Source organism: Pseudobacillus wudalianchiensis, assembly GCF_001685015.1.
GTDB classification, from domain to species: Bacteria; Bacillota; Bacilli; order Bacillales; family Domibacillaceae; genus Pseudobacillus; species Pseudobacillus wudalianchiensis.
Window position 1 is genome coordinate 26480 of record NZ_MAYT01000005.1, and the last position, 25257, is coordinate 51736.

The 25257-nt window shown below is 38.7% G+C and carries 22 protein-coding genes; 17 read left to right on the forward strand and 5 right to left on the reverse strand.

Annotation, left to right across the window (positions count from 1 at the left end; all coding sequences use genetic code 11):
• The first annotated feature begins 52 nt into the window (after positions 1–52).
• Positions 53–649: a trimeric intracellular cation channel family protein gene (locus A8F95_RS06305; protein WP_065409775.1), complete on the forward strand. Its 597-nt coding sequence runs from the start codon at positions 53–55 to the stop codon at positions 647–649.
• A gap of 315 nt (positions 650–964) precedes the next feature.
• Here the strand turns inward: A8F95_RS06305 and A8F95_RS06310 are convergent, their stop codons facing one another.
• The 3 genes from A8F95_RS06310 to pdhA are packed head-to-tail and all read right to left on the reverse strand — an operon-like array spanning position 965 to position 4296.
• Positions 965–2227, reverse strand: a complete 1263-nt coding sequence (locus A8F95_RS06310; protein ID WP_176713637.1) for a dihydrolipoamide acetyltransferase family protein — start codon at positions 2225–2227, stop codon at positions 965–967.
• A gap of 10 nt (positions 2228–2237) precedes the next feature.
• On the reverse strand, positions 2238–3233 hold the full coding sequence (locus A8F95_RS06315) for an alpha-ketoacid dehydrogenase subunit beta (protein WP_065409776.1): 996 nt from the start codon (positions 3231–3233) through the stop codon (positions 2238–2240).
• A gap of 1 nt (position 3234) precedes the next feature.
• Positions 3235–4296, reverse strand: a complete 1062-nt coding sequence (pdhA, locus tag A8F95_RS06320) for a pyruvate dehydrogenase (acetyl-transferring) E1 component subunit alpha (protein WP_065409822.1) — start codon at positions 4294–4296, stop codon at positions 3235–3237.
• Positions 4297–4653: 357 nt separating this feature from the next.
• Here pdhA and A8F95_RS06325 point away from each other — a divergent pair, with 357 nt between their 5' ends.
• From A8F95_RS06325 to A8F95_RS06355, 7 genes are all read left to right on the forward strand, one after another.
• Positions 4654–5397: an Ntn hydrolase family protein gene (locus A8F95_RS06325; RefSeq protein ID WP_141676231.1), complete on the forward strand. Its 744-nt coding sequence runs from the start codon at positions 4654–4656 to the stop codon at positions 5395–5397.
• 216 nt (positions 5398–5613) lie between these two features.
• Complete coding sequence (locus A8F95_RS06330) at positions 5614–6321, forward strand: GntR family transcriptional regulator (protein WP_065409778.1); 708 nt, start codon at positions 5614–5616, stop codon at positions 6319–6321.
• Between the two features lie 58 nt (positions 6322–6379).
• Complete coding sequence (locus A8F95_RS06335) at positions 6380–7255, forward strand: hydroxymethylglutaryl-CoA lyase (RefSeq protein WP_065409823.1); 876 nt, start codon at positions 6380–6382, stop codon at positions 7253–7255.
• 111 nt (positions 7256–7366) lie between these two features.
• A complete protein-coding gene (locus A8F95_RS06340; protein ID WP_065409779.1) occupies positions 7367–8527 on the forward strand; it encodes a CaiB/BaiF CoA transferase family protein in 1161 nt (386 codons plus the stop codon).
• 243 nt (positions 8528–8770) lie between these two features.
• A complete protein-coding gene (locus A8F95_RS06345) occupies positions 8771–10096 on the forward strand; it encodes a CitMHS family transporter (protein WP_065409780.1) in 1326 nt (441 codons plus the stop codon).
• 75 nt (positions 10097–10171) lie between these two features.
• Entirely contained in the window at positions 10172–10708 is a 537-nt protein-coding gene (locus tag A8F95_RS06350) for a gamma carbonic anhydrase family protein (protein ID WP_065409781.1), read from the forward strand.
• A gap of 386 nt (positions 10709–11094) precedes the next feature.
• Positions 11095–11823, forward strand: a complete 729-nt coding sequence (locus A8F95_RS06355) for an SDR family NAD(P)-dependent oxidoreductase (protein ID WP_065409782.1) — start codon at positions 11095–11097, stop codon at positions 11821–11823.
• Between the two features lie 771 nt (positions 11824–12594).
• On the opposite strand, the gene A8F95_RS23380 is transcribed toward A8F95_RS06355, so the two are convergent.
• Positions 12595–12888, reverse strand: a complete 294-nt coding sequence (locus tag A8F95_RS23380) for a response regulator transcription factor (protein ID WP_077247244.1) — start codon at positions 12886–12888, stop codon at positions 12595–12597.
• A gap of 1243 nt (positions 12889–14131) precedes the next feature.
• On the opposite strand from A8F95_RS23380, the gene A8F95_RS06365 reads away from it, so the two are divergent.
• The 7 genes from A8F95_RS06365 (at position 14132) to A8F95_RS06395 (ending at position 21824) form a co-directional block, all read left to right on the forward strand.
• Positions 14132–14887, forward strand: coding sequence for a TerC family protein (locus tag A8F95_RS06365; RefSeq protein WP_065409784.1), 756 nt, complete (start codon positions 14132–14134; stop codon positions 14885–14887).
• 684 nt (positions 14888–15571) lie between these two features.
• Positions 15572–16696 (forward strand): S-layer homology domain-containing protein, encoded by a 1125-nt coding sequence (locus tag A8F95_RS06370; protein ID WP_065409785.1) that lies wholly within the window; start codon positions 15572–15574, stop codon positions 16694–16696.
• A gap of 584 nt (positions 16697–17280) precedes the next feature.
• Positions 17281–17868, forward strand: a complete 588-nt coding sequence (locus A8F95_RS06375) for a YiiX/YebB-like N1pC/P60 family cysteine hydrolase (protein ID WP_176713639.1) — start codon at positions 17281–17283, stop codon at positions 17866–17868.
• A 575-nt stretch (positions 17869–18443) separates the two neighbouring features.
• Entirely contained in the window at positions 18444–19241 is a 798-nt protein-coding gene (locus A8F95_RS06380) for an amino acid ABC transporter substrate-binding protein (RefSeq protein WP_065409787.1), read from the forward strand.
• Positions 19242–19302: 61 nt separating this feature from the next.
• Positions 19303–19962 carry an amino acid ABC transporter permease gene (locus A8F95_RS06385; RefSeq protein WP_049661812.1) on the forward strand — a complete coding sequence of 220 codons (660 nt, stop codon included), beginning with the start codon at positions 19303–19305 and terminating at the stop codon, positions 19960–19962.
• A 14-nt stretch (positions 19963–19976) separates the two neighbouring features.
• Complete coding sequence (locus A8F95_RS06390; RefSeq protein ID WP_065409788.1) at positions 19977–20723, forward strand: amino acid ABC transporter ATP-binding protein; 747 nt, start codon at positions 19977–19979, stop codon at positions 20721–20723.
• A gap of 246 nt (positions 20724–20969) precedes the next feature.
• Positions 20970–21824: a glycerophosphodiester phosphodiesterase gene (locus tag A8F95_RS06395; RefSeq protein WP_065409789.1), complete on the forward strand. Its 855-nt coding sequence runs from the start codon at positions 20970–20972 to the stop codon at positions 21822–21824.
• 250 nt (positions 21825–22074) lie between these two features.
• Here the strand turns inward: A8F95_RS06395 and A8F95_RS06400 are convergent, their stop codons facing one another.
• Positions 22075–22908, reverse strand: coding sequence for a MerR family transcriptional regulator (locus tag A8F95_RS06400; RefSeq protein ID WP_065409790.1), 834 nt, complete (start codon positions 22906–22908; stop codon positions 22075–22077).
• Between the two features lie 119 nt (positions 22909–23027).
• Between A8F95_RS06400 and norA the strand changes: the two genes are divergently transcribed.
• Positions 23028–24221 (forward strand): multidrug efflux MFS transporter NorA, encoded by a 1194-nt coding sequence (norA, locus tag A8F95_RS06405; RefSeq protein ID WP_065409791.1) that lies wholly within the window; start codon positions 23028–23030, stop codon positions 24219–24221.
• Between the two features lie 785 nt (positions 24222–25006).
• Complete coding sequence (locus tag A8F95_RS22035) at positions 25007–25189, forward strand: hypothetical protein (RefSeq protein WP_141676233.1); 183 nt, start codon at positions 25007–25009, stop codon at positions 25187–25189.
• Positions 25190–25257: the final 68 nt, after the last annotated feature.

Genomic DNA, 25257 nt, shown 5'->3' on the forward strand with positions numbered 1-25257 from the left:
AATAAAGGCGGATCTCAAAATTATACTGTTTTGGAAGAGAGGGGAGATGTATTTGATATGGGAACTACTTAATATTATTGGTACTATAGCTTTTGCTGTAAGTGGTGCCATTATTGCGATGGAAGAAGACTATGATATATTGGGTGTTTGTGTTTTAGGGTTAACCACAGCATTTGGTGGCGGTGCGGTCCGCAACTTATTAATTGGAATTCCTATTGAAACGATTTGGACTCAAGGTCATTTATTTGAAATTGCTTTTTTTGCAATCCTTATTGTTTTTTTATTGCCGTCTATAGTAATCAAATATTGGAAATTTGAAATAATTTTTGATGCCGTTGGCTTGGCCGCTTTCGCCATTCAAGGTGCGAACTATGCAGTGTCAATTGGAGCGCCATTAATTGTCGCAATCGTTGCAGCTACTATGACGGGAGCGGGCGGCGGAATGATCCGAGATGTGTTTGCTGGTCGAAAACCGATGATTTTTCGTTCGGAAATTTATGCCTTATGGGCAGCATTAGCAGGTCTTGCTATCGGTTTAGGTTGGGTACGCGGATCATATTCCACATTTATCTTATTAACTGCAATCGTTTTCTTTAGAATTTTATCAGTCCATTTTAAATGGAATTTGCCGCACAACAATCGTATTTAATAACAATCCCAGAATGATCATGCACGCCAGGAGTTCTCTTTACTTCCTTATTCTAGAAACGGATCGATTATGGGAGATCCTATCTTTTATGAAACTGAGATGGAAATCACCTAGATAAGAATCTATTATGAGCAAATATCTATTCAAAGTAGCCTAATTCACTAGCAAGGCAGTTCTCATTATAAATCCCTGTTATTTATGACACGAAGGAAATCTGCTGTTTTCTCCATCTTTTCCGTCCTTTCGCCTCCTTGGTAAAAATATAGTAAAAGCGATTCATCACCATATTAGGTGATGAATGCTTGGCTGAAACCTTTACACGAGCTCTAATGTGAGCAACTTTGGATTTTCGATTAATGATTTAAACCGGTTTGTAAAGGCAACAGCCGTTCCGCCGTCTGCCACCCGATGATCAAATGCCAGCGTTACATTCATCATGGAGCGGATTACAATCTCATCCTGTTCATTCACAACCGGCATTTTCTTCGTTTTATGAAAGGCCATTAATCCGGTTTCAGGAAAGTTGATAATAGGCGTTGCTCCGATACTGCCCATCGGACCCACATTGCTAATGGTGAAGGTGCTTCCAGTCATTTCTTTTACGGTTAATCTGTTTTCCTGCGCTTTTTTTGTTAATTCTTTCATCTCATCGTGAATCGTTCGCAATGATTTTTTCTCCACATTTCGCAAAACGGGTACGATTAATCCTTCATCAGAATCAGTTGCCAGTCCCATGTGGACTTCTTTTTCGAGCTTAATCACTTCTTTTTCTTCATCAAGCTTTGCGTTGAAAACAGGGTAGTCTTTTAATGATAGGGCGAGAGCTTTTAAAAAAAAGGCGACAGCGGATATATTTACATTCAATGCTTTCAATTCTTTGCGATAGTCGAGCAAGTTGGTCATATCAATTTCTTCAAAATGAGAGACGTGCGGGATGGTATAAAGGGATTTCGCCATTTTGATAGCAATTTGTTTACGGCGCCCTTTAAATGGAATCACATCTGTTTGTTCTGCCTCTGGTCTTTTTTCGATTGGTGTTTGAGAATCTATAACTAAGTTGGCTGCTGCAGAGGGATCAAGCCCAGTATTGTCTCTATTTTCAATAAAGCGGTAGACATCCTCAACGGTAATCCTTCCTCCACGGCCTGTCCCTTTCACTAACTTGAGATCAACTTGATGTTGCCTGGCAATTTTTCTAGTATATGGAGCGGCTTTTACTCTATCGGCAATTCTATTGTGTTTAGGTTTTTCCATTAAGTGTGTTTTATCAGTTTGAATGATGGTTTCAGCAGCTGGGGCACTTTCTTTCATACTTTCATTATGACTAAAGGGATTCGCATTTTCTTTTGCTTCCACTGTCATGACCGTTGTACCAACAGCAATGGTTTTTCCTGTATCAATCAGAATATCTTTAACAATGCCTGTGACGGGAGACGTCAATTCCGCTACCATTTTTTCTGTTTGCACTTCCACCAATGGCTGGTCCACGTCAACCGGATCACCTTTCTTGACCAAATAGGTAAGAACGTCTCCTTCTGTCATTCCTTCACCGATATCATGTAACTTCACTTCTATCATGTTCTTCCTCCTAAAAATTGATGACATTGTGAATGGCTTTTTGCACTCGAGCCGGAGTCGGCAAATAATGGTTTTCTAAAGCCCAAAACGGAACATGAACGTCTGCTCCTGTTACACGCTCAATTGGGGCTTTCATGTATAAAAAGGATGTATCATTGATAATGGAGATAATATCGTTGCCTAATCCGCCTGTAGCATGTGCTTCATGAACAATTACACATCGGCCTGTTTTTTGAACGGATTCTGCGATGATGTCTTTGTCAATCGGATACAGTGTGCGCAGGTCAATAACATCGCATGTCACACCGCCCTTTTCCGCTTCTTCTGCTGCTTTCATGGCAACCGGCATCATGGCACCCCAGGAAATGATGGTTACATCTTCTCCTTCACGCACTTTTTTGCCTTTGCCGATTTCAATTGTGTATTTTTCTTCAGGAACCTCTCCACGGACAGAGCGGTAGGATCGCAGTGATTCTAAAAACAACACCGGATCCGGATCTTCAACTGCTGAAATGAGCAGACCTTTTGCATCATAGGGAGTAGAAGGGCAAACGACTTTAATTCCTGGCATATGAGTAAACAAGGCTTCGACACTGTCGGAATGAATTTCTGGTGCATGAACACCCGCTCCATACGGCGCTCGAATGACTAAAGGCACTGTAAATATCCCTTTTGAGCGATAGCGCATACGTGTCGCATGAGTCATAATTTGCTCATAAGCCGGGTAGATGAAGCCTAAAAATTGAATTTCTGCAATGGGAAGGAGCCCATTCATGGCCATGCCAATAGAGGTACCTATAATTCCTGCTTCGCTTAAAGGGGTATCAAACACGCGTTTTTCACCGAATTCCTGTTGAAGGCCATCGGTTGCGCGGAAGACTCCTCCGTTTTTACCCACGTCCTCTCCAAGAATAATAACCTCGTCCTTCTCCCTAAGCACCGTACGCATCCCGTCATTAATCGCTTGAATGAGTGTCAGCTCTTTTGTTTTTGTCGCAGTTAACATCTTACTCTTCACCTCGCAAGTGTTTCATATATTGTTCCTTTTGCTCTCGAATGGTCCATGTAGGTGTTTCAAAAATATAATCATAGATGTCATTCACATCTGGAGGGGGCATCGTTTCCATTGCCCTGACTGCTGCTTCAATTTCTTCTATAGCTTCATCATGCACTTTTTGAATCCAAGCGTCGTCCCAATAACCGTTTCTTTTCATAAAAGACTCTAGGCGGCTGATAGGATCATTTTCTCGTCGTTTTTCACTTTCTTTTTGATCCCGGTACTTAGTAGGGTCATCAGCAGTCGTATGAGCACCGTACCGCCAAGTTATTGCTTCAATGAGTGTTGGTCCTTCACCGTTGCGTGCTCGTTCAAGCGCTTTCTTTGTCTCAAAGTAAACGACAAATATATCATTTCCATCCAAACGAACACCTGTAATTTCATAAGCGATCGATTTTTGAGCAATTGTTTTTGAATTCATTTGTTTTGAAATGGGGAGGGAAATCGCATAACCATTGTTTTGATTAAAGAAAACGACAGGTGCCTGATACACACTGGCAAAATTTAATCCTTCATGAAAGTCGCCTTCAGATGTAGCGCCATCACCAAAATAAGCGATCGCTGCCTGCTTGGAACCTTTGAATTTTGCGGCCATCGCAGCCCCGGTTGCAAGGGGGAGCTGGGTAGCGATCGGAACGGACGGCGGCAATATTTTTTTCCCTTCAGGCGGAAGATTGCCTTCAACTCGGCCATTCCATGAGGATAGGATGGAGTAGGACTTTCCAAAGGTAATGCTTGCTGCGTGGTCACGGTAGGTTGGAAACATCCAATCATCTTCATCGAGCGCTAAGGCACTGCCAACTTGTGCAGCTTCCTGACCTTCAAATGGGGGATAAGTCCCCAATCGGCCTTGACGCTGTAAGTTTTTTGCTTTGCGGTCTAATGTTCTCATACAAACAAGCTGACGATAGAAAGTTCGCACTAAGTCTTCTGTGATCTCATTTTTATAAGATTCATCTACAAGCTTTCCATCTTTGTTCACTACTTGCAGGACAGGAAATTGAATTTCCATGTCCTTGTTTGTTCTCTTTTCTGACACAAACATTTTCTCCACTCCTCTATAATTTCTTTGAAAAGATAGAATTTTCAAAAATAAGAGCATTTAATGTCTCACATCTTAATACATAAAAATTTATCGCGCAAATACTTACTTTAACGCGCTTTTTCTTTTAGGCATCAGTATTTTACCGCATTAAAGTGGGGGTTTAACTGCTGCTATAGCTGCGACTTTAGACATCTCCTACTTGTCTATTAAGCGGCGAACGAGTAGAACAGACAAGCTTTATAGATCATGCTTTGGGGTAGTTCTATAGCATGGTCCCATAGAATAAACGGGATGATTTTGTGATAAAATTTAAGCACGCACATATTGTTTATTTTTAACATTTGCGGGGGGGAGTTTGATTGTGAAAAAGTTTTTTACCTGCATAAAACGGATAATGAACTTTTTGAAAAAATAAAGAGGAGAACGATTATGACTGCAATAGTAGGAAAAGTATTAGAAAGCGGAATATTAATAATGGCAGACAAAAGAGTGACGTATCGTGGGATCAATAAATTTACCGATGACGAAAAAAAGATTATCATGTTAAATAAAAATCTCTTATTTGCCTATGCTGGTGTGAAAAACATCATGGACAAGTGTATCGTGGATTTAAAAAAATTAGCATCAACGGAAAAGTCAGTGGAAGAAATCATAGAAAAGGCGCGGAATTTATTTAGCATCGCCTTAGATGAAATTAAGAGAGAACATGTCGGACAAAGCTTTGATACGATTTTTCTTTTCGGGGGTTTTAAAAATAAGTATGATCCCTTTGCCTGTTATTTTTCATCAAATGACCATTTTCAAAAAAGTCATTCTTTAAGTTTCTTTTATAAAACCTTTCCTCATAAAGAAATGCCGCAGCTGCGAAATTTTTTAATACGAGAAATCGATTATTCCGTACAAGACGTCAATTATTTTATTCCAAAGTTTTTTTCCGCTATCACAAGTATTAACGATGATAAGGTTGGCAGTACGGCTTATGCTGTTTTCTTATCTAGAAAAGGAGCCTTTGAAGTGGATATTGATATAAAAGGGGAGTATAAAGTTCAACACATACGCGACTTCTAGCAAGGAATGGTTACTTTACTGAGAACACTTGTACAATAAATCAGGAGAGATTCCTTTATTTATCCATTGTTTTCCTTTCTAAACTAAGCGGGAGAATAAATTTATGAAAAATTTTTCATTTAGGACTAGCAAAATAAAGATAAATGTTGTACGATAACATAAAATATTTTGAAAGTTCAAACTTATCATTTATTTTGTATACATTATCTGATAATTATGACTATTAGGGAGGAGATCAAAATTAATTCAAGAATTATTCAATCGCAGACTCTTCAAAACCAAGTGTATGACTACTTGCATCACAAGATTATAAGCGGAGCTATCCCGCCTGGGCAGAGAATTGTGGAAGAAAGAATTTCTCAGGAGACAGGGATCAGCCGCAGTCCGATACGCGAAGCTATCCGCAGGTTGGGAAGTGAAGGGTTAGTCACAGTCAGTCCGCGAGGAGGGGTGAGAGTATATCGTGCCACGTTTTCAGACTTTAAGCATTTGTATGAATGCCGTTTAAGCCTAGAGCCAACGGCAGCTTATTATGCGGCTTTAAAAATTAATGAAAAGCAAAAAAACCAGCTGGCAGATTTAGTAGACAAAATGGAGGTGTCAGTGAAAAAGAAGGAAATTGATCAGTTGAAAGTGCTGAGCAGCCATTTTCATCGGATGATTTTAGAAGTAAGCGGAAACCCTTATTTAATCAAAATGATGAACCAATTAAATTCTTTAATTACTTTTTACCGAAATGCTGTTCTCAATATTCCTCACCGGCTTGAAGAGGGTGCTAAGGAGCATTATGGTATATGGCAGGCAATCCAGACGCAAGATGGGAAAACAGCAGAACAATTGATGAGAGAGCATATTCAAAAGGATTATCAATTTTATCTTTCTGAATACCGCCATACAACAGAGAAGAATGATCAGAAAGAATAAAAGTAGTAGGCTCGCAGGAGGAAGCTGTAGGATTTCGATATAAATGGAGGGAGAATCGATGATATTTCCAGAGAACTTGATCATCCGTGATGTAACATTAAGAGACGGATTGCAGAATGAACCAGTATTTGTGGAAACTGATGAAAAGCTAAAGTGGCTGGAGGGATTAATTAATTCAGGCTTTCAACGTCTAGAGGTAACATCCTTCGTTCATCCAAAGTGGGTACCATGTCTTCAGGATGCTGATGATCTAGCACAACAATTACCTCTATTACCTGGCGTGGAATATGATGCACTAGTTCCAAATCGACGTGGTTTAGAACGATTTTTGCAAACGAATATTCATAATGCCGTATTTTTTCTTTCTGCTAGTACCCATCATAACCAGGCGAATCTTAATAAGAGTACAAATGAGTCATTAGAAGAAGCAAGAGAGTTAATTAGTGAAACAAATTATCACGGAAGAGGGACCTTCGGCGGCATCGCTACAGCATTTGTTTGTCCGTATGCAGGAGTCGTTCCATATTCGGAAGTAGAGAGAGTGGCTGAACGATTAGTGGCATATGGGGTAAAGGAATTAGGGATAGGAGATACGATTGGCAAAGCAACGCCAAGAATGGTTTATGAATATTGCAGCCGGCTGTCGGAAAAGTTTCCGGACATTCCAATAAGCCTCCATCTTCATGATACCTATGGATATGGATTAGCAAATGTATTAGCAGGAATACAGGCGGGCATTAACATGTTTGATGTCGCTCAAGCAGGGTTAGGCGGCTGTCCTTACGCTCCGGGTTCCCCAGGAAATATTCAAGCGAGCCGTGTAGTAGATTTCTTAGAACAGCAAGGAATCGAAACGGGATTAAAAGCAGACACATTAAAGAAATTTGATGGTGAATTTCCTGAATTACTAAAGAGTAAGGAAGCGGTAAAATAAAAACAATGAGTAAAAAAGGTCAGTGAGCACAAATAAGAGTAAAAGTAAGCAAAGCGCATTATTTTGTATACATTATCTGAATATTCAGTTTTATAAAAGGTGGTTAACTATATGAAAAAACCTTTAGAAGGAATTAAGGTATTGGAATTGGGGAACTTTGTGGCAGCTCCGTTTGCTGGGAAAATTTTCGGTGAATTCGGGGCCGAAGTGATTAAAGTGGAAGATCCGAAGAACGGGGATTCATTGCGCAATTGGCGTATTGTACACAAGGGCACTTCATTGTGGTGGTATGTACATGCAAGGAATAAAAAGTCAGTGACCATTAACCTGCGTGAACAGGATGGCCAAGAGTTAGTTCGCGAGTTAGCGAAGGAAGCAGATGTGGTAATTGAGAACTTTCGCCCCGGAACTTTAGAAAGGTGGGGAATAGGCTACGAAGACTTGAAGAAAGTGAATCCAAGTATTATTATGACGCGAATTTCTGGCTACGGCCAGACAGGCCCCTATCGAGATAAGGCGGGGTTCGGCAGTGTAGCTGAATCAATGGGTGGCCTTCGTTATTTAACAGGATTTCCTGACCGGCCTCCAGTTCGTGTTGGTCTTGCTATTGGGGATTCTATAGCAGGGCTCTATGCGGTGACCGGTACACTTATGGCTTTAAGAGCTAGAGATATCGACCCCTCGAGAAAAGGACAGTGTGTAGATGTTGCGCTTACGGAATCTGTTTTCTCCTTATTAGAGGGGGTGCTTCCGGAGTATGATTTAACAGGAATTGTAAGAGAAAGAACAGGTGCTACTTTAGAAGGGATTGCCCCGTCCAATACGTACATGTGCTCGGATGGAAAGTATATCGTCATCGCTGCAAATAGTGATAACATTTTTAAACGTTTTGCCCTTGTAATGGGCCATGCTGATTTAGCAGAAAACCCCGCATACTCTAACAATCAGGGCAGGGCAGAGCACTCAGAATACTTAGATGAGGTGATTGAAGAGTGGACAAAGCAGCATACTCAAAAAGAAGTCCAACAAATGTTAGATGAGGCGGGCGTGCCGGCAGGCCCTATTTACAGTATTGAAGATATTGTACAGGATGAACAATTTCAGGCTCGTGATATGCTGCAAACTGTTACCCTTCCAGACGGAGAAAACGTATTAGTACCTGGAATTGTTCCTAAACTTTCCGAAACTCCTGGGGAAATAAGCTGGATAGGTCCCTCTTTAGGACAGCATAACGATGAAATTCTTGGCAAGAAATTAAGCGGACAAAAATAGAGCTCTTTATTATGGTAGATTCTTTGTCATTGACAAATCAATTGTTCTTGACGGAGTATCCCTTTTAGCTGACTTGGAAATGCAGGTGAAAGAGAGAACAAGATTACTAGGCAATTTTCTAATAAGTTAGCTGTACGTCACATTTCTCCTTAGTGTAACTTTAAGAATTCAAAAACAGTGCTGTTACGATCGCTCAATGTTTTGTAAGCGATACCAATTCTATACCTTAGGGGGATTAAATCTATGTTGTCTATTTTAGGTTATATGATGGTCATAACCTTCCTGTGTCTGATTATGTCAAAACGTGTGTCGCCATTCGTTGGATTAACAATTATTCCGATTGTATTCGGGATCATCGGGGGATTTGGCAAAGAGTTAGGAACGTTTATGATGGAGGGCATCCAAAACGTGGCACCTACAGCCGTGCTATTACTGTTTGCCATATTGTATTTTGGAATTATGTTAGATACAGGGTTATTCGATCCAATGACAACAAAGATTATACAGTTAGCTAAAGGAGATCCATTAAAGATTATTGTAGGATCCGCAATATTAGCAGGAATAATAGGCTTTGATGGTGATGGTTCCACGACGATGATGATTTGTGTAACCGCTTTTCTTCCTCTCTATAAAAAGCTAAGGATTAGCCCGGTAATTTTAGCTTCTATTACGATTATGCAGATTGGTATAACAACGCTTGTTCCGTGGGGAGGGCCTGCGGGTCGAGTCGGGAGCGTATTAAATATTGATCCGACCACATTATATTTAAAAATGCTTCCTGGAATGCTCATTAGTTTACTTTATGTAGTAGGAGTTGCTTACTTTATTGGGCTAAGAGAACGTGCCAGATGCAGAAAAGAAGAAATACTTCCTTCTTCTAATGCAAGAATCAAAGATGCGGCCGTTGACAATGCTTCCGTAGGAAATCTTACAGACCAGGACTTCGCCAGCAAACGTCCAAAATTAATTTGGCTTAATTTCTTATTAACGGCTGCGATTATGGTGGCAATTGTGTTGGAATGGCTGCCTTCTGCAGTATTATTTATCATCGGTACTTCATTAGGCCTGCTTATTAATTACCCAAAATTAACGGATCAGCGTGAACGGATTGCGTCCCACGCTCCTACTGCATTAGCAGTGGTAAGTATGGTTTTAGCAGCGGGTATATTTGCAGGTATTTTCAAAGGTACTTTAATGTCTGAAGAGATGGCCAAAACATTAGTGGCTGTTATACCTGATAAGCTTGGACAATTTATGGCTATCATTACGGCCATTATTAGTGCACCGGGAATTTTTCTATTAGGACCTGATGGCTTTTACTTTGGTATTCTTCCCATACTGGCAGAAACAGCGGCTTCTTATGGTATCGATCCTCTTGCTATTGGAACGGCTTCATTGTATGGAACACCTTTTGGAGTAATGGGTCCATTAGTAGCCTCTGTGTATTTGTTAATACAGATCACGGGTATCAGCTTAGGAGATCTTCATAAGCATACTGCGAAGTGGGCGGTAGGAATTGTAGCCATATATATAATTGTAGGAGTTTTTACAGGAACGATTTCCTTCTAGGTATGAAATAAAAGTTCTTTCTTTTTAACGCTATCTTATGATCAATTACCAGTCATTTAATAGGGGGAGTGGGAAATGCTATTTAAGTTTAAAGGGGATTACCCGAATGTACATTCTACTGCCTATATAGCACCGGGAGCTCAATTAATCGGCAGCGTAGAACTTATGGAAGACACATCTGTTTGGTTCAACGCTGTGTTAAGAGGAGATAACGAAAAAATAGTGATTGGGAAAGGCTCAAACGTTCAGGATGGAGCCATTGTCCACGTAGATCCGGGTTATCCGGTTGATGTTGGAGAACATGTTACGATAGGGCATAACGTAGTCTTGCACGGCTGCACAGTAGCAGACGGGGCGTTAATTGGCATGGGGGCAACGGTTTTAAATGGTGCAGTAAGTGGAAAAGGAGCCTTAGTTGCTGCGGGTGCGCTCGTACCAGAAGGGAAGATCATCGAGCCAGGCTGTTTAGTAGCCGGAGTCCCTGCAAAAGTCATTAGAAAACTTACATCAGAAGAAGTAAAGAATCTAAAAGATGGGGCGCTTCATTATATTAAGAATAGTGTTCTCTATAAGGAAGAAAATATAAAAGAAAAAGAGAATGTACTTCGATAATAGATGGAATGTTTTATATTTGAAATCGACCATCAATTGTATAGACAGTCACAAAGATAAAACTGGTTTAATAAGAAAAAGGGGCTGGATGATCAGCTCCTTTTTTACTGTTTAAAACGAAGACATAAAAAGTATGGCTTCTTTGACAATTTTATAGAACCCTGCATATGTACTTCTCCCTTCCATTAAATACCTTCAAAGTTGCACTTGATAAAATCTCCTAAGCTTTCACGACAACTGAATAACATTTTTTAACATCCAACCGTTTCATTTGAACGTATGGGAAGAACAGCGTTATAGTCATAATAGAATTTGCTAAAAAGATGGGATACTTGTTGTTTTTACAATCTTTTATTGATAAAAGATAAAAAGGAGAATAGAAGCAGATGAACAAACCAATCAATAAAAAAGTGTGCGTGATCACGGGCGGAACTGGCGGAATTGGGTATCATCTTTCGTTAGGGTTTCATGAGGCAGGATATCAAGTAATTGCACTGGACAAGGAGCTGCATAAGTCCTTGCCTGAAACTATCGATTTTATCAAAACGGATGTCAGCATACCGGAAGATATTCAAAGCGCATTTGAGCAAATCACTGCTCAATACGGTGCGGTGCACGTACTTATTAATAATGCAGCCATTTCAGCGTTCTCTAAACCTATCTCTAGCATCTCCATTGACGAATTTGATGCTGTGATCCGTGTTAATTTACGAGGCAGCTTTATTTGTGCGAAAAAGTTTATACAGGCAAACAGTGGCCAGGACTATGGGAGAATTATTAATATTGCTTCCACAAGATGGAACCAAAATGAAGCCGGCTGGGAAGCATATGGCTCGTCAAAAGGAGGGATCGTTTCCTTAACGAACACATTGGCGGTGTCTCTTGGTGACAGGCCGATCACTGTGAATGCGATAAGCCCCGGCTGGATACAAACAGAAGGATACGAAAAATTAACAAATAAAGACCATGCCCAGCATCCATCCGGCCGTGTCGGCATTCCGCGGGATATTGTTAACGCCTGCTTGTTTTTGGCAGACGAGCAGAATGATTTTATTAATGGACACAATTTAGTGATCGATGGCGGTATGACAAAGAAAATGATTTATGAAGAGTAGTGTTGGATAAGAAGAGGATGGCAGCCATTATCTTAGGAAGGCATTTAACATAGAAGTAGTTAATGTGCTTTTCTAAGAATGGCTGTGTGTAAAATAATAGGTAGCGATCAAATAATGATTAGTAATCTTCATATCAATTAAAAAATGAAACAAGGTTTTGGCGTTTGACCGATAAGCATGGCTCGTGTTAGGAGAAAATTGTTTAGCCTCTGTTTTCTATAAATGAACCAGATACTGGGCGCTGGTTATGGGGTTTAAAGTAAATAGATGATTCATTTTTTCACTGTCTGATCACAGTTTTAAATAACAATATTATGTAAAGTGAAAGCGCCTCTTCGGTATGTTTACTAATAATTTATCTAATTTACTGAAACTTCAATTGAAGTAAAAGAGTCCATACTATTGGACAATCGTCTCAGGCGAGTCCCTATATAAAGATATTTTCGAGAAAACAGCGGATACGACCGTCGATTTTGTAACAGGCAAGATCGCATTTGATGAATTAGTCGGCATGATTCATTAGCACTCCTATCGAAAAAACTCTCAGAGCTGAATCCTGAGTCAATAAACTTTATACAATACACATTTAACTATTATTAAATAACTTAGGCATGGATTTACTTAATCCCATGCCTTTATTGATTTGACAACAAGTTGGTAATTGTCTATTTTCATCTTTCCAGACTATAAGGAACTTCTCTTTAAGTTCCCTCAGGAGGGTCCGGAATTTAGATCCGCTCATAATTAGGTTATTTTTAACCTTTAATCATATTAGCTTCGTGTATTGTTTAAACTTTCAACATTATGTACCTTGAAACAGAGGCTTGTACGATTATTAACATCAAACTTTTCGTAGAGGCTTTGAATATGTTTTTTCACAGTATTCGCACTAATAAACAGTATGTCTGCAATTTGTTTATTAGAGTATCCCTTCTTCACGTAGCACAACACCTCGCTCTCTCTGGGTGTTAAGGAATTTACAAAGAAACTGTTTTTTACATTTTTTAATAACCAATGTTCATGTAATCTTTGCGCTAAATACCTTGATATGATTTCAAGACACATAACCTCATTTTTATTGCCGAACAGTTACTTTTTGAAAAGGGTGATGTTCTCTTTTTATAAAGTTCGCGCCAACTTCTTGTTTGGCGCATTTTAAGTAGAAAATGAATAGAAAAAAGAATCCACTACTTCAGGATAGAACTTTTTAAATGAAAAGATCACGTTAGTCGAGGATCAAATGTTTTTAGCGATATTGAAAGAGAGCTTTATAAATCAATCGGCAAGCTGGTTCCTGAATGCAAAGGAGCCGGCTTTTTAAAGTGGCGCAGCTTGGTGACCCGTAATACTCATGGGAAGAGAGTTATATTTTTAACAGAAGTAGCGATCCATTTTTATTGATGAAACTTTTTCAATTGTAGAACGTATAAAAACTAAGTTCTTTCATCATGAATATAGTAATCAATGCATCATTATTCTAAAGTACAGGAGGTTTGGTTTGTGAAATTTCCCGGCAAGTTCCTGATTAAGTTAATGCTGTTGAGTTCTTATCTCGTAGGCGGTTCCGCTTTTTTTATTCTTATACTAAGCAAAGGAATTATAACATTAACGAGTCCTTTTTATTTATTAGGCATCTTTTTGTTTGTATACGGATGGGTTTGGTTGGCCCGTACCTACTTGAGTAAACAAAAAGATGGAAACAAACAACTCACCCAACATAAGATTATCCATTAGATGATCTTCTTGCAGTCATCGATGACTACTAAGAGGCGAATATTCAAACCGAGATAACCTTTAATCATCAAAAGGCAATAAATGAACTTCCTAATCAGCAATCACTCTATTAGTGGTTTATGTTTGGATTCTTGAGAAACTTGCTATATCATAAGGTTGAGAAATTTATTAAAAAGTAAACATCACATTAAAGTAGAAAAAATACAAAACAGGCATGGATTAAGTAAATCCATGCTTTTATTTTGTCCATCGCCTAGCCGCTGCCGCAGTCAAGTGGACTGACAGAAAGAAGGATAGCGTTTATTACTTTCATCAATGTAGCGCATAAGTAGAGCGTAATTTATAAGGCAGCGATGAATTGTTAATATATGGTCTAGTTAATGCAGTACCCTCATAATTCTTAATTAACTGTTAAGGCCTATTTGTTGTTGATATGCTGACAAAGGAGACGAGGGGAGCAACTGTCTCCTTAATTAAAGGCCTATTCTTTAGGATAACTTGTGGCGGATTTGTCCATCCTATTGTTAACGTAACCTTTACAGAAAATTTTTTATTTTAGAAAGGAGGAAAGTAGATGGAGTCCCTCTGGCTAGAATATGCTTGGGCATTGTTAATTTTAATTGGATTAGAAGGACTATTATCCGCTGACAATGCCCTTGTACTCGCTGTTATAGCCAAGCACCTACCCGAAAATCAGAAGAGAAGGGCTATAAATTACGGAATCATCATGGCTTTCGCTTTCCGATTTGCTGCTCTTTTTGCGATTTCTTTTATCGCAAACGTCTGGCAAGTACAGGCTATAGGAGCAGCCTATCTTCTTTACTTAGGTTTAAAGCATATCATTCAAGCCCGGTTCGGGAAACAACATGAGAACGTCCATAAGGATGATCAAAAGGAAGCCTCGGGGAAAGGCTTCTGGCCCACAGTAGGAAAGATTGCTTTGGCCGACCTCGCTTTTGCCATTGATTCAATTCTAGCTGCAGTTGCTCTTGCCCTTGGCCTTCCAGATTCACCGCTTGGGGATTTCGGCGGCATGGATGGGGGACAGTTTATTGTTGTTCTTCTTGGAGGTATTGCTGGCCTTATCTTAATTAAGTATGCAGCAACCTGGTTTGTAAAACTTCTTGGCAAACGTCCAGCCTTGGAAACAACAGCCTATGCCATTGTTGCCTGGGTCGGTGTCAAACTTGCTGTCATTACACTTGCCCATAATGATATTGGTATCTTAGATCCTCATTTTCCTCATAGTACCATTTGGACTCTCATCTTCTATGGAGTACTAATCGGTATCGCTTTGATCGGCTGGTTCGCACCGAGTAATAAAAGATAAACCTCGAAGTTATTTGGACAAGATATTTATCAATCAGGATTTTCCGATAGTCCTCTGAATGATGAGTAAAGGTGAGCTATTCATATAATAATCATATATACAAACTAGAATAAAAATAAGCACGGCACAGATCCGTTTAATCTATGCCGTGCTCTCGTCTGTTTCCAAGCAGGCGAGCGGCTTGTTTAGCTTTTTCCTGTTCCGCATTAGAGTAAAGTGTTGCTGTTGCAGCAGGTGTATATCCAAGCTGCCTCATGAGAAGGCGGAGACCGTTTGTCTCTTCCATCAATTTTGTTGCATAGGGATGACGTAATGTAAGGGGGCCAGTGCATATCCATTTTTTAAGGATGATAATGGTAAGAGTGGTCCCTTTATTACTAGATACGCCTACAAGTGATTTTGAGAATTTCTTTAAAGTGATTTTGCCTTTTTTTAATCTCGATAACTAAACCAACTGTCATAAGGAGCTAAGATAAAACCTTTTCACCTTTTAGTTTCTTGTGGATCTGTTGCAAAATACTCTTGGAGGCAGCCCCTTATAGGTTTCTCTATAGTTTATCAAACAATTTACTTTAATTGTAAAAAAATAAATTAAATACCTGTAAAACTAGTCTATTTTCTTGTTTCTTCATAAGTTATAATAGATTTCATATTATTAAATTTATAGAGAAAAGAGGAAAGAATTTGAAGGGATTTCGGGTCTTATTAGCTTTATGTTTATCAGTCAGCTTGTTTGCTGCGACGCCAGCGTTAGCAGCCGTCAAGCCGATTGAACGTTATGATATCGGGGATGTCAGTCCGGACCCTCGGTTTTACGAATCTATTGAACGCTTTATTTATACAGATATTATTGATGGATACGTGGAAACGGAGACATATGAGGAAGATGGCGAAGTATATGAGGATTCATATGTATCAGTTCGTCCGGATGAGAAAGTAACACGGGCGCAGTTCACGAAAATCTTAGTGAACGCCTTGTCGCTGAAAGAGGGAGCAAAGGTCAAAGAATTCTCTGATGTAAAATCAGCTAAGTGGTACTATAACTACGTCCGCATTGCCAGCAGTCAAGGCATTATCACGGGACGCTCTGACGGAAAATTTTATCCAGATGAAAATATCACGCGTGATCAAATGGCAGTTATGATTTACCGGGCGTTTAAAGGAAGCGTAGCTTTTCCGACATCCATCAAGACTTTCAAGGACGTACCGGCTAAAAGCTTTGCCTATGAGGCTGTTGTGAAACTGGCAGCCAATGGGATTATTCAAGGATACGGCGATACATTTAAGCCGCAAAATCCTGCCACTCGCGGACAAGCGATTGCGATTCTCGACCGCGCTATGAATCAGGAAGCAGGTGCGCCGGAAGATAAACAAGCTGTCACACAAGTAGTAGACCGCAACATTCAGGAAGAGATTCGACTGATGAAAGAAGAAAACATGCCGGCACTGGAAGCACTGTACCGTGAAACCACAACGGGCTATTACTTGTCTTATTCATTGGGCAGCATGACACTGGGCGGTGACATGGAGGAATTAGATGGCACGCTCTCGATGGAACCGATCGGCGTTCATTCCCTTAAAGCAGTGGCGGTTCATAAACGGCTAGCAGAAGTGCGTATCGATAATCTGAAATATAAAGTTTCTTTTACGTCACCAGACCTGTCATTCTCTGTTAATGTAGACGCTTCTGGAGCAGCTTACTTGAAAAAAGGATCAGACGGTAAATGGAAGATTTATAACATTGTGCTGGATGAAGAGCCAGGAGAAGATTGGCAGTCAGAAATTTCGGCAGCCGCAAAAGAATCATAATTAGATAAAGATCTGTTTAGTTAAGAGTATGCCCAATGAAACCCCTGTGTTAGGTGACACAGGGGTTTTTCTTATGAATCAAAGAGAGAGCTCCGATTGTTTTATGGAATTAAGTGGCTCCTCGCCTAGAAGAAAATGCATACTTGCTCTTAACAAATTCTCTTCCGAAAAGACAATTGTCTAGAGGGAAGAATATATCTTTTTTAGTTCTTTTATTTTTCTTTGTGAAGTTTTAGCTTCCTATGCAGCAAAAAAATATACTTCTTTCAATAAAAATTATCAAATCCATTAACTGATTTTATTTTAGGCGGCTAAAGAGTATTTTCTTCTTGATCTGCCATTTTTATAATTAAAACCTGGGGGAGAGGCACTAAAAAGAGGGATTTTCCCTCGTCTTTAAAAGGTAGCTAGTTAAGTAGGGAGGCAGATGTTATGCTGGTTTTTGTATTTGAGGACACTCTATACACAACAAAGCATAGTGCGTTTTTACTAATGGAAGAATACGACTATTGAAATATTTACCAAAAAGAAACGATGCTATAAAGTATACTATGGATTTCATCAATTGGGAAAGGAGTAAACAAATGAAAACAATTAGAACTATAGTATCTGTATTTGTAGCTTGTTTCGTTGTATTTTGCCTTTTTTCTACTTATAGCGCTCAGGCAGCTACTTACAAAGGATTCAATTTTAAACCTGGAGATATCGTCATTACAAAGAATACAAGTAGTAGAGGTGTTACTGGGCATGCAGGAATTGTAGCAAGTGATGGGCAAAATATCGTTCATTCTCATCCAAGTTACAATAAGAGCAAGCCACATAAAATGAGTATATCCACTTGGTTAACAAAGTACCCCAAAACCAAAGTAGTTAGATCAAATAGCAGCACGATCGCTAATAAAGCTGGAAAATACGCTTATAATAGTTACATAGTCGGAACGTATAAGAATCGGTCATATAAGGTAACATCTAATCCTAAAGATCGGACATATCTTTATTGTTCAGAATTAGTGTGGCAATCCTATTTCTACGGAGCCAATTCAACCTTTTATACATTTACAGTAAAACCATACAAAAAAGTGATTCCTGACATTATTGAACCATATGGTTATTTAAACCCGAGTTTACAAAAATTAAACGGCTATAAAACTGTAAAAACTTTTAGCTGGTAATAAAATAAAGCTCCCATTGGCGGGAACCTGGTACATAGGATATGTTGGTGCAGGCCATGCGGAATGGAGCTGGGGTATGAGAATGCTTGATCTCCCGGTCTTCATAGAGACTTTGAGGCGTTTCACTAAGAGTAAAAATTTATTAGTAATAAAAATAATCCATCATGTATTCCTTTATATTGCGATTAGGAAGAAACTACCTGTCTATCCAGTATAAAGGATTTTTTTATGGACTTACGAGAATTTTCAATTTTGAATTAAATGAATGTAGTTCTACTGAAGGCCTCTATGATACTTCATAGGCTAACCTACCAAAAAAAGGTAAAAGGCCAACTTTTCGCCAGCTTGTTTTATGCCTGTCTGGACTAAAAAGAGCTTGTATTTTTGGCCTAAATCCTTTAGTTCGCTAATACACTAAAAAAACCTTTGACATGCTTATTTGATTTGTATAAACTTTATTTATTACATTACTACTATAATACATTATCGTATTAAAGTTTTAGTAGGATAATAGACTACTAATTGGTGGCAGTGACTTAACGCAACAATATACTTTATTAAAGGTGGTTTTTGGCATGACACGATTATTTTCTAGATTACTGATGGTGGCAGCGGTATTTTTACTCCTTTCAGCTTGCTCAAATTCAGGGTCAGAGACGGCTGGAAAAGAAAACAAAGACGAAAAAATGTTAGTAATAGGTGTGGACGATAAATTTGCCCCTATGGGATTCCGAGATGAACAAAATGAGATTGTTGGTTTTGATATTGACTACGCCAGAGCTGCAGCTGAGAAAATGGGAGAAAAGGTTAAATTTCAACCAATTGACTGGGCAACAAAGGAATCTGAACTAAGCAGTGGCCGGATTGATCTTATCTGGAATGGATATACCATTACAGACGAGCGTAAAAAGAAGGTCTTGTTCACGAAGCCTTATTTAAAAAATGCGCAGGTTATTGTCACAAAAGCGGATTCAAAAATAACGAAAATAAATGATTTAGAAGGAAAAGTAGTCGGACTTCAATCGCTTTCCTCTGCTTCTGACGCATTAAATGCCAACCCAATTAAATCTAAAATTAAGTCAGTTACTGAGTTTTCCGATAATGTGATGGCGTTAACGGATTTAAGAAGTGGACGTTTAGATGCTGTAGTAATTGATGAGGTTGTTGCTGACTATTATATGTCGAAAGAAAAAGGTTCTTTTAAGGTACTTGAAGAGTCTCTTGCGCCTGAAGAATATGGAGTCGGTGTTAAAAAAGGAAATGAAGAGTTACTAGAAAAGCTTCAAAAAGCGCTCGATGAGATGAATGAAGATGGAACGGCTGCTAAAATTTCTAAAAAGTGGTTTGGTGAGGACAAAGTTTTAAAACAATAAGGAATAGTAAGCAAAACAGGATTTCCTTTGGGAACCCTGTTTTGTTTTTGGAGGCTTATTTATGTCTATTGATTATATTCTCTCAATTTTAGGGCCAATGCTAGAGGGGGCACAAATGACAGTCCTCTTGTTTTTGGTCGCCATTGTCATTTCAATTCCATTAGGATTCTTATTAATGCTTGCTGTAAGAAGCAGCATTAAACCACTATCTTGGATGGCTCATACTTATATTTATGTTATGCGGGGAACACCTTTGCTGCTGCAGCTTTTATTTATCTGCTTTGGGTTACCAATGCTTCCAGTAGTAGGTGAATACTTAGTATTTGATCGCTTTGTTGCTGCTTGCATAGGATTTATTTTGAATTATGCCGCTTATTTTGCTGAGATTTTCCGCGGCGGTGTTTTAGCGATTGATAAAGGCCAGTATGAGGCAGCGCAAGTGCTTTCTATGAATAAATGGCAAACAACGACACGTGTTATTCTGCCGCAAATGTTTAGAATTGCACTTCCTGCTGTTGCGAATGAATCGGTGACATTAGTAAAAGATACTGCTCTTCTTTATGCAGTTGCCGTACCAGAATTGTTACACTTTGCCCAAACTGCAGTGAACCGTGACTTTACCATTGTGCCCTTCTTGGTCGCTGGAATTATTTATTTAATCATGACACTCTTATTAACGATGTTCTTTAAATGGCTTGAACAGCGATTCAAATTTGAATAGAAGGAATGGTGAAAGTGGCTATTATTGAAATACAGAACCTTAAAAAATCATTTGGGAAACAAGAGGTACTTAAACAGATTACATTCGATGTAAATAAAAATGATGTAGTGGCAGTGATCGGCCCATCGGGTTCAGGGAAAAGTACGATGCTCCGAAGCTTAGTACATTTAGAAAAAATAGATGGTGGAAGTATCCGTGTTGGCGGCGAAAGCCTAGTACAGGATGGGATCTATTCGAAACCACAGGAAATTAAGCGAATCACCTCTAAAATGGGGATGGTTTTTCAACATTTCAACCTTTTTCCGCATTTATCGGTTAAAGAAAATTTAGAGCTCGCTCCAAGATTAGTAAAAAAAGAGTCATCCAAAGATATTCAAAAACGAAGCACCGAACTCCTAGAAAAGATCGGGCTTTCTAATCGAGCAGCCTCTTATCCTGCGAATCTCTCTGGTGGACAAAAACAAAGAGTCGCCATTGCAAGAGCATTAATGATGAACCCCGATATTCTGTTATTTGATGAACCGACATCTGCCTTGGACCCAGAATTAACAGGGGAAGTATTACAAGTCATGAAGGACCTTGCAAAAGATCAAATGACGATGATTGTGGTCACACACGAGATGGGATTCGCTAAGGAGGTAGCAAACAAGGTAATCTTTATGGATGATGGAGAAATTGTCGAAACTGCCCATCCGGATAAGCTATTTGTGAGCCCGCAGTTTGAACGAACGAGAACATTCCTAAACCGGAGCTTCAAATAATTAAAAAAGACAGTTAGTTTCCTATATAAAAATAGGGAGCTGACTGTCTTTTTCAATATTTGGTAGCACCCTCGAGTCAAATTGGGTCTTCCGTTATTTTGGTGAAAAGTATTTCAGGAACTATAAGTAATAAAGCATACAAAACTTTATATTCTTTTTACATCTATCCTTTCAAAAATTAATATTCGATTGCTATGTTTAATAGGTAATCTATTCAAATAAATGAAAGAATAGGAGAGGTGTAGATTGAGAGGAAAATGGTTACCTGCTTTTGGTGCTCTTGTATTAGGACTCAGTGTTATCACTGGAGGAGGGATGGCCTCTGCGAAAGAAAAACATAAGGATATTTTAAATGTATCACATCGTGGTGCTTCAGGGTATGCTCCAGAGCATACTCTAGTATCTTATGAAATGGGAGAAAAAATGCATGGGGACTATATTGAAATTGACTTACAGATGACCAAGGATGGACAATTAATCGCCATGCACGATGAAAAAGTGGATCGGACAACGGATGGGACAGGCTTTGTTAAAGATTACACATTAGCGGAAATTAAGCAATTAGACGCAGGAAGCTGGTTTAACGAAAAATATCCCCAATACGCTAATCCAGATTATGTAGGATTAGAAGTACCGACTCTTGAAGAAATCTTCCGTAAATTCGGGAAAAATAATCAATATTATATTGAAACAAAGTCACCAGACATTTACCCAGGCATGGAAAAAGAACTTTTACGCCTTATTGATAAATACCGTATAGATAAAGAGACACTGCTTGTTCAATCTTTCAGCCCACAAAGCTTGGAAATTATGCATAAACTCGATCCATCCGTTAAGCTAATTCAATTGCTATCTTATAAAACAAATGCGGCAATAACAGATGAAGAAGTAGCAGCCATTAAAGAGTATGCGATTGGAGTAGGTCCTAACCATACATATTTAAACAAAGAATATGTACAAAAGGTCGTTAACAATGGGCTTGAAATCCATCCATATACAGTAAATGATATAGAAAGAATGAAGTTGTTAATTGACTGGGGCGTTACAGGAATGTTCACAAACTTCCCGAATTTGCTTCATGAAGTTAAGAAGGGAAAATAAGTTCTTTTATTTAATTGAGGGGAGAGAAGTCATATTCTCTCCTTTGTTGTCTGGTTTTTTTAAACTCTGTAAAGTAGCTCGCTTAAACTAATGGACAGTTTAATGCAATAAAGGGTACAGCTTTATTAAAAAAGGATGAGTATTATGTCGAGTGGATGGGAAACCATCCATAGACAAGACTAAAAAGCCGATTAAAGTCAAAAGTATAAGGGGACTTTTCCAGTTTCCCCTATACAAATATTTTTGTAAATTAACTCTCTAATTGATTAACTTGTATCATAATTTTTGTGACATAATGCTCCTTGCGATTCATTACAACTGTATCGTAAATATACTCCTCAAAAACATACTCACCTAAGGTTAAATTCAAGCGATCCATCTCTGAGAAAAGTCGCTTATATGTCTTATGTATGGTGCTCTCATCCCCTATATGATATCCACTGAGGAACTCACCCTTTACACTTTTAAAGTATGGATATCCTTCCTTGGGATTCGGCTGCTCGATATATAAATAGCTATAATTAGTGAATTCTCCTTTTAATACTTGCTCCCGTTTCGTTATTCCGCCTATCGGATAACCTGTATCAAGTTGTAATATGTCCAATTCATTAACAAAATCTGAAACGACCTCTACAAATTCCTCATCAGTTATGTTTTCGATATTTCTACTTAAATAAAGCGTTGCTTCTGGTAATTGTTCAAGCATAATTTGATGTAAATCAAGATGTAATGCTTCTTCCATCAATGCGATTTTTGTATCGATAATTTTTTCCTTCGTTTCGATCTCCTGGCGTTTTTTCATAATCTCTTCTTTTTTTTGATACATGATGGATAAAAACCTTTCAGGGGATTTATTTTGCATATATTGTTGAATAGCATTTAGTGACATGCCAAGGTCCTTTAATAAATCGATAACAAAAAATAGCTCTATCTGGCGAATTGAATAATAACGGTAACCTTTTTCGTTTTTATGCTCCGGAGAGAAAAGCCCAATTTGATCGTAATAAAAGAGTGTTTGTTTGTTTACTTTGCAAAGCTTCGCGAATTCCCCTGTAGTTAAATATTTTACATTTTTTTTATTCATTTTTTACAGCTCCATTCTTGACTATATAGTTACTATATACACTAGGATAGGAATTGTAAAAAAACAAAACAAGTTAGTTTGCGATCACGACAATTAGTTTGTTAAGGAGAAGGTAAAAGATGAGGACTTATCAAGTCACCTTAGGATTACTATTAATGAATTTATTTATAGCCTTTTTGGGAATTGGCCTTGTCATTCCAGTCTTGCCTACGCTGATGAATGAATTAGGCATTACTGGAACAACAGTTGGTTATTTAACCGCAGCATTTGCCATTGCTCAATTGATTGTTTCACCATTTGCAGGGAAAGCGGTAGATAAATCGGGTAGAAAAATTATGATTGTGATAGGTCTATTTATTTTTGGCATCTCAGAATTTTTATTTGGGATGGGCAGAGAAATCGAAATTCTATTTATTTCCCGTATTTTGGGCGGAATTAGTGCAGCGTTCATTATGCCAGCTGTTACAGCTTTTATTGCTGATATTACAAATCTGGATAATCGCCCAAAGGCGCTAGGTTATATGTCAGCTGCCATTAGCACCGGGTTTATCATTGGTCCAGGTATTGGTGGATTCTTAGCGGAATTTGGCACGCGTATCCCTTTTTTCTCTGCAGGAGCTCTTGGTGTAATTGCGGCTATACTCTCCATTATTTTATTAACTGAGCCGAACCGTAAAGAAGATAATAATGAACAAACCTTAAATGGTACGACTGGCTTCAAACGTATTATTAACCCAAAATATTTCCTTGCGTTTATTTTAATTTTTATTGCCTCATTTGGTTTAGCAGCTTTTGAATCGTTCTTTAGTCTCTTTGTAGACCATAAATTTCAGTTTACACCATCCGATATAGCGATCGTTATTACAGGTGGGGCGATTTTTGGAGCAGTTTCGCAAGTCATCCTGTTTGATAGGATTACACGAATTTGGGGCGAAATTAAACTGATTCGATATAGCTTAATATTATCGGCCCTACTTGTCTTTTTAATGACTGTTGTTCATTCATATTTCTCTATCCTGCTTGTTACATTTACTGTTTTTGTTGGATTTGATTTATTTCGACCAGCCATTACTTCCTATCTTTCAAATATTGCTGGGAACGAACAAGGCTTCGTTGGTGGAATGAACTCTATGTTTACAAGCTTAGCAAATATTAGCGGACCCATTCTAGGGGGGATATTATTTGATATAAATATTAATTATCCTTATTACTTTGCGACTGTGATCCTGTCTCTAGGAATCGTTATTACATTGTTCTGGAAGAAGCAAGCAAAGGACTCTTTAAAAGAAGTGAAGGCCAGCGTAGATCATTAATCGAAGCCGACAGCGATAACAACCCTAAACTGACTCGATTGCGGTAATGAATAGTATCATGTTGATCCACAAGTAAAGTAAATTAATTTATCGGCAAAAGTCGATCTTTATAGAATCAGTCTTCGTCCTCATGTAGAACCCTTATTTTATAGTTTATTACGAGCTGTCCAGCAGGTTGTTAGCTGTTTTTGAGTGATCCCGAAAAGAATTTCTAAAAGTGAAGCTCAAAGGATCGATGTGATCATGAGAGACAGCGTTCCTTTTGATTAGAAGGAATCCTCCTGTATAGTTGCACATGATTTGAAAGCTGGATCTCTCAAAAGAAATAGCCGGACGAGAAAAGGATAGAGCACTTCCGACAGGACTTTTATCTTGCTGAAGGTAGAAAGAGAAGCGTTTTTTATTCTAGTCCCATCAAACTGGGGAAATCAATAGAGCAAGAGACAGAAAGAGCGTGGATAGGCGAGAAGACAGATCTATCAATTAGCATAAGTGCCCCTGCCTAGTGAATTGGCAGGGGCACTTGTGTAGGAATTACTTTTAGTCAAAACACGAAAAATTTGTCTAATCACCGACGGTGTTCGACAGTTTTTTCTAGTCTTTTTTCGCTACAATAGGAGAATAGGGATACAGGGCTTTAGGAAACCAACAGGATGGTATTCGTCCATGCTTGTAAGAAAGGAACAAAAGGTTTATCAATACTAAGGCTCTTTTATAAACGAGATTTAAAAAGTAAGAGTTTTGAAAATCCGCTAATTAAGGAATGGATAAAAGGAGAGTTAACGATGTGGAGAAAGCTCAAATTTACATGGCCAAAATTTATAACGAGAAGAGATAAAGAGAAAGACCAGCTGCTGGATGAGGAACTCTTAAAAAGAATCGTTCGGTTATCGATTGAATCAAGAAGGCATCAAAGAGGCGAAGCAAATAGGATGGAGTTAAAAGTCATGAAGGGCGGCAAGGATTGAGATCTTACTAGCCAAAATAAGCAATTCATGAAGACAGTGATCAGGCAAGTATCTCACTTGTTCATTAG